At 54.7% G+C, this 4,263-nt stretch carries 5 protein-coding genes; 2 read left to right on the top strand and 3 right to left on the bottom strand.

Annotated features, from left to right (window positions below):
- Positions 1-127: 127 nt before the first annotated feature.
- Both ASF72_RS16785 and ASF72_RS20460 read left to right on the top strand, forming a co-directional pair.
- Positions 128-691, top strand: a complete 564-nt coding sequence (locus ASF72_RS16785; RefSeq protein WP_056600750.1) for a hypothetical protein — start codon at positions 128-130, stop codon at positions 689-691.
- A 48-nt stretch (positions 692-739) separates the two neighbouring features.
- Positions 740-1,195, top strand: a complete 456-nt coding sequence (locus ASF72_RS20460) for a hypothetical protein (RefSeq protein WP_157371045.1) — start codon at positions 740-742, stop codon at positions 1,193-1,195.
- A gap of 915 nt (positions 1,196-2,110) precedes the next feature.
- Here ASF72_RS20460 and ASF72_RS16790 read toward each other — a convergent pair.
- The 3 genes from ASF72_RS16790 to ASF72_RS16800 form a co-directional block, all read right to left on the bottom strand.
- Positions 2,111-2,353, bottom strand: a complete 243-nt coding sequence (locus ASF72_RS16790; RefSeq protein WP_056600752.1) for a hypothetical protein — start codon at positions 2,351-2,353, stop codon at positions 2,111-2,113.
- Between the two features lie 681 nt (positions 2,354-3,034).
- Positions 3,035-3,358, bottom strand: coding sequence for a hypothetical protein (locus ASF72_RS16795; protein ID WP_056600754.1), 324 nt, complete (start codon positions 3,356-3,358; stop codon positions 3,035-3,037).
- Positions 3,358-4,128 carry a ParA family protein gene (locus ASF72_RS16800; RefSeq protein WP_056600756.1) on the bottom strand — a complete coding sequence of 257 codons (771 nt, stop codon included), beginning with the start codon at positions 4,126-4,128 and terminating at the stop codon, positions 3,358-3,360. The genes ASF72_RS16795 and ASF72_RS16800 overlap by 1 nt, the downstream gene beginning before the upstream one ends.
- Between the last annotated feature and the right edge of the window lie 135 nt (positions 4,129-4,263).

A 4,263-nucleotide genomic window follows, 5' to 3' on the forward strand; every position in this document is an offset into this window, starting at 1 on the left:
CCACATATATCCTGAGCCGTCCGGTAGAGGATCCTCTAACGGACGAAATCGCCTTGAAAGGCGCGCTTTCCGGGACGGTCCGGCGGGGCGATGTTTCTTTTGTGGTGTTCTGTGGTCAGGATGGGCTATGAATTTTGATACGATCCTCGGCCAAATCGACAGCCCCAGTGTCCTGGACGAGATCTTAGCTTTGGGAACGCACACTCCCGTGCGAGCAAAAGGCGTCCGTCAGTCGGGACAAAGTCACTATCAGTTTGTTGCCCATCTTGATGCGAACGCGCAGTCATGGCACCTGGTCGACGACGAGGGCCACAGGGCGTCGGCAGTAGGTACTTGGCTCGTGCAGGATGGGGAGGCTTCGACGGAATTTGCATTCCCCTGCGGCATGCCAGAGATCGTCCGGATGCTCTACCCAGATGCGCTTCTTATGTGGGGCAGGCGCGGCGAGGGCTTCTACCCGATGCTCATCCAAGAGATCGGCCAACGGTCGCTATTGATCACTTTTGAGCACAGAGAAGATCCGGCCTTTCGGGCCACGGCTGTAATTAATCGGTCCACCGGAATCATCGAGAAGCTAGCCGTGTTGGGAGATGTCGTCATTTTGACCGAGGTCGAGACAGGGGTGCATTTTGATCCGGAAATCATGCCCGAATTCCTACCCATCTCTGATTGGATTCGCCCTAACTACTGACGTGCTGCAGAGTCAACTACAACCAAGTTTGCAAGTAGTAGGAGGAACATGACTGTCCATGCAGAATGGTCAGGGAAGCTAGACTCTCCCGATCTGCCGGGTGCTGCCGCGTTGTTCTATGCCGTTCATGGAGACCCGGGCGAACAATTTACCCTTGTAGCCAACCAGTCTTTAGCACTCGATGCCATGTATTTCATCGCTGTGGAACGACCGGGTGAGGACGCTATGGGATTGACGCAGAACCCGGCAGTTCCGACGGAAGTTCTCGAAATACTCGCTCTTCGCTTCCCTGACGAAGTTGACTTCGTCAATAACCACCCGAATGCATCACTTGCACGGAAGAGGTCTCTCACCGCGGTCAACTGCAGTGGCTACACTTTGGCAAAATTCTTTGAAAGCGTTCGAGCTACATCCGCAGAGGAAGCCAAGTACCACGTGCTGTTAGACGATGCCCCAGCAATGACAACGCTTGGCGCGCTCTGGTCCAGTGTCCGGAAAATCTGACGGACTGTTCGTTCGTACAGCTGCAAGCCTGGCTCCAATACAACCGGCCAATCGCGCCTATACGCGGACTCATGAGCATGTAACTCTGGTTCAGGACCATCGCGTTTCAATAGGTGCGTCCGGTAAGGGATCCTTCACCGGGCAGTCTGCAGTCTTTGGCTTGTCCGTTCCTTGGGAGTCGTGACGCTTCGGAAGACTTGGTTCAGTGACCCAAGCGTCAGTTGACCCAGAGGAAGGACATTCACGAGGCTATGATGTCGGCATAGGACAGCCTGAGGGGGCAGCACCATCAAGACCGGAACTTTCTCATTTCTAGCAATTCTCTTCGCTGCCGGAATCCTTCTGACCGGATGTTCCTACGCACCCGGCCTGAAAATCCTAGAGAGTACGGCAGCATCGACCAACGAGCTTCCTCCTGCCGTCACTCTGTCGGATATCGAGTTGGACAAAGTTGTGCTCGCTGCAGAGGCTGGCGGTAAGAAGTATTTTCTGGGGCGAAGCGCCGACGGTAAGAACACATGTCTAATTGCCGTTCCTGCAGATCCGACGCTGTGGAATTCCGGTTGCAGCGACGCCACAGAAGGCGAATTGCTTAGGACGTCTGGACCGGATCAAGTAACGGCGATCCTCGTAGCAGATGGGTATAACACCACCGAGCTGGAGTCCTCTGGATGGGCAAAGATCCAAGACAACATCCTTGTACCCACGAGCAAAACTGAAGCACCATCCTGATGCCTCCGCATGGCGTGGTTCAGCCGGCCAGCCCTGGGTGCCACGCCTGGCTCTGAGGGATCCGGCCGGCGCCGATTAGGGATCCTTCAGCGGACTGTAAGGAGGAGGCTGTCGTTGCAGAAGAGTGCCTCAATTGCTCGTTGTATCGGCACCATGATCACGTCACGGGGTTGAGGGATACTTCTACGTTTGTGGGAATCTCCGACGCTGCGCATTGCGACGGATGAGGTAGACAGTGAAGAGCACGACGGACAACACGGCAAGCGCGACTGCGCGCCAGCCGAAATCCTGCGCGTTGGTAACGTCACCTCTGCTCTCAATTTCCTGGAACAGGATTAAGGTCAATCCTGCCGTTAGTAGCGCCAACACTCCGCTGGCGATCGAGCCATAAAAAAGCATCTTCAGCCAATTGCGCTGTTGGCTCATACTGCGATGAGTCGTATCCATCTCGAATCAAACTCCTCTCGACATCATGCAGATGACCCTACCTCTGCTGCCAGCCAGACGATCCTGCCCGGCAAAGGATCCCCCTTACGGACAGGCAAATATTTCATTTGTACTATCCCACTGCCCTAAGCGTTGCCCAGATGACATCGATAGCACAGAGTTCGCCGTCAGTCTCACGGAAGAAGACATCGCCCGGGAAGGAAGTACCCACTGCTGCGCCCTCTGGTAAATCCTCTAGGTTGATGCTCCACTTCGGATCAAGCGCTGCTTGGTCTTTCCAATACTTGCCGGTAAACGTCTCCGGCTCACCAGCAGATAGCGAAGACCAATCGGGAGGGTCACCGAAACGTATCACCCTTAGCCAAGTCATCAATGAGCTTTTCCGTTGCTTCAATCACCTTGGCGCCCTCACTCCCCCATATCCATGAGTCGACCGAGGATCCAGTCAATAGCGCAGCCGAAGCTCCTCCAGTCAGTCCGCAAAGCACTCCGCGCCCCAGTCCCATATCCCAAAGCTAGAGTCCGCGCGAGCAAAAGGCGACTACCAGTAAGCGCGGCAACTGACTCTTTAAGGCTGTCGTGGATCCGCCAAGAGCATTCTCGGACCCAGAGGAAACTCCGGCAGGGGCAAATCAAATAATTAATTCTGTCTGGACGGAATTATTTTGTCAGACGTGCGCGAATTGCTTCGTCAAGAAAATCGGTGATCGTGATTCCGGTGGCTTCAATGTAGGCATCAAGTTCATCGCGGAGTTCGATTTCGATTTTGGATGAAAATGGCTCCATCCGTCTTTTACTCCTGGGACGCCCAGGTCCTGGCCCTCGTGCTGCAACAGGCTCCTGCTGCGCTCTAGCCGCCCTGACCTCAAGTGCCGACGGAACGCCGGCTTTGGGGTTCGACGTTTCTGTTGCTCCTGCGGTTAGGGAGTCCACGACGTCCACTACAGGCGCCTTGCGAAGGGATGATTTTCTCTCCACTGCCATCAGTTCTCCTCGTCCAAGAATCGCGCGTGCGCCACAAACTTCTCTGTCATGATCGCCGCTCCCCTGCTGTTAATTTTTGTCAGCGGAGCCCTGCTGCTGATGGAATCCTGCATCGCCGTTCGAAGGGGCAGATGCGGATCCATCACATCACTCCCGTACTCCGCTTCAAGCTCGCCAATCTGAAAGGCATGCTCACCAGTCAGCGGTGAACTAGTTTTATTGATGATGATGCCAAGGAACTTCAGATCGGGATTCAAGTGAGGCAGTGACTGTACCTTCTTGACTGTGTCTAGGAACTCGGTCACGCCCTTGACGGAGAATGCGGCCGGCTCGGTGACGACTAGTACTCGGTCCGCCCAAATCAGCCCGTTCAGGGTTAGTCTTCCGAGGGCTGGCGGCAAATCAATGAGTACGTGATCGTAATCCTCAAGCTCTTTAGCCCCCCAAGCGGCGGCCTTGAGCCGCATTTCCGGAGTCATGATGCTTTCGGACTCCAACCTAGCCAATGATTCAGAGCTAGGAATGAGGTCAATGCCAGCCCAAGACGTTGTCGTAATGGCCTGACCAAGCGTGCCGGCTTCCCCTCCGTATAGGACATCAAAAATGTCGAATTCGCCAGCGCCTTCCAATGCATCGGTGACATTCGCCTGCGGATCCAGGTCAATGACCAGGACCTTTTTTCCGATAAGACGGAGTCCTGTGGCAAGGCCGAGGGTTACGGACGTCTTGCCCACCCCGCCCTTTCGGTTCCCCACGGCGGTAACCTTCATTCTGCTCCTCTTTTGAATACAGCCTGACAGACATCAATCCTTCAATCTGTCATGACAGAAATATTTATTATATCTATGTAGTGACCGAGCTACATCATTTGGCGCGGATCCAAACACCCTCTACGACCGACGGGA

The sequence above is a fragment of the Arthrobacter sp. Leaf141 genome (assembly GCF_001424565.1).
Classification (GTDB): domain Bacteria; phylum Actinomycetota; class Actinomycetes; order Actinomycetales; family Micrococcaceae; genus Arthrobacter.

Coding starts and splice junctions, on each gene's coding strand:
- ASF72_RS20460 (WP_157371045.1), top strand. CDS start 740: ATGACTGTCCATGCAGAATGGTCAGGGAAGCTAGACTCTCCCGATCTG.
- ASF72_RS16790 (WP_056600752.1), bottom strand. CDS start 2,353: ATGAGCCAACAGCGCAATTGGCTGAAGATGCTTTTTTATGGCTCGATC.
- ASF72_RS16800 (WP_056600756.1), bottom strand. CDS start 4,128: ATGAAGGTTACCGCCGTGGGGAACCGAAAGGGCGGGGTGGGCAAGACG.
- ASF72_RS16795 (WP_056600754.1), bottom strand. CDS start 3,358: ATGGCAGTGGAGAGAAAATCATCCCTTCGCAAGGCGCCTGTAGTGGAC.
- ASF72_RS16785 (WP_056600750.1), top strand. CDS start 128: ATGAATTTTGATACGATCCTCGGCCAAATCGACAGCCCCAGTGTCCTG.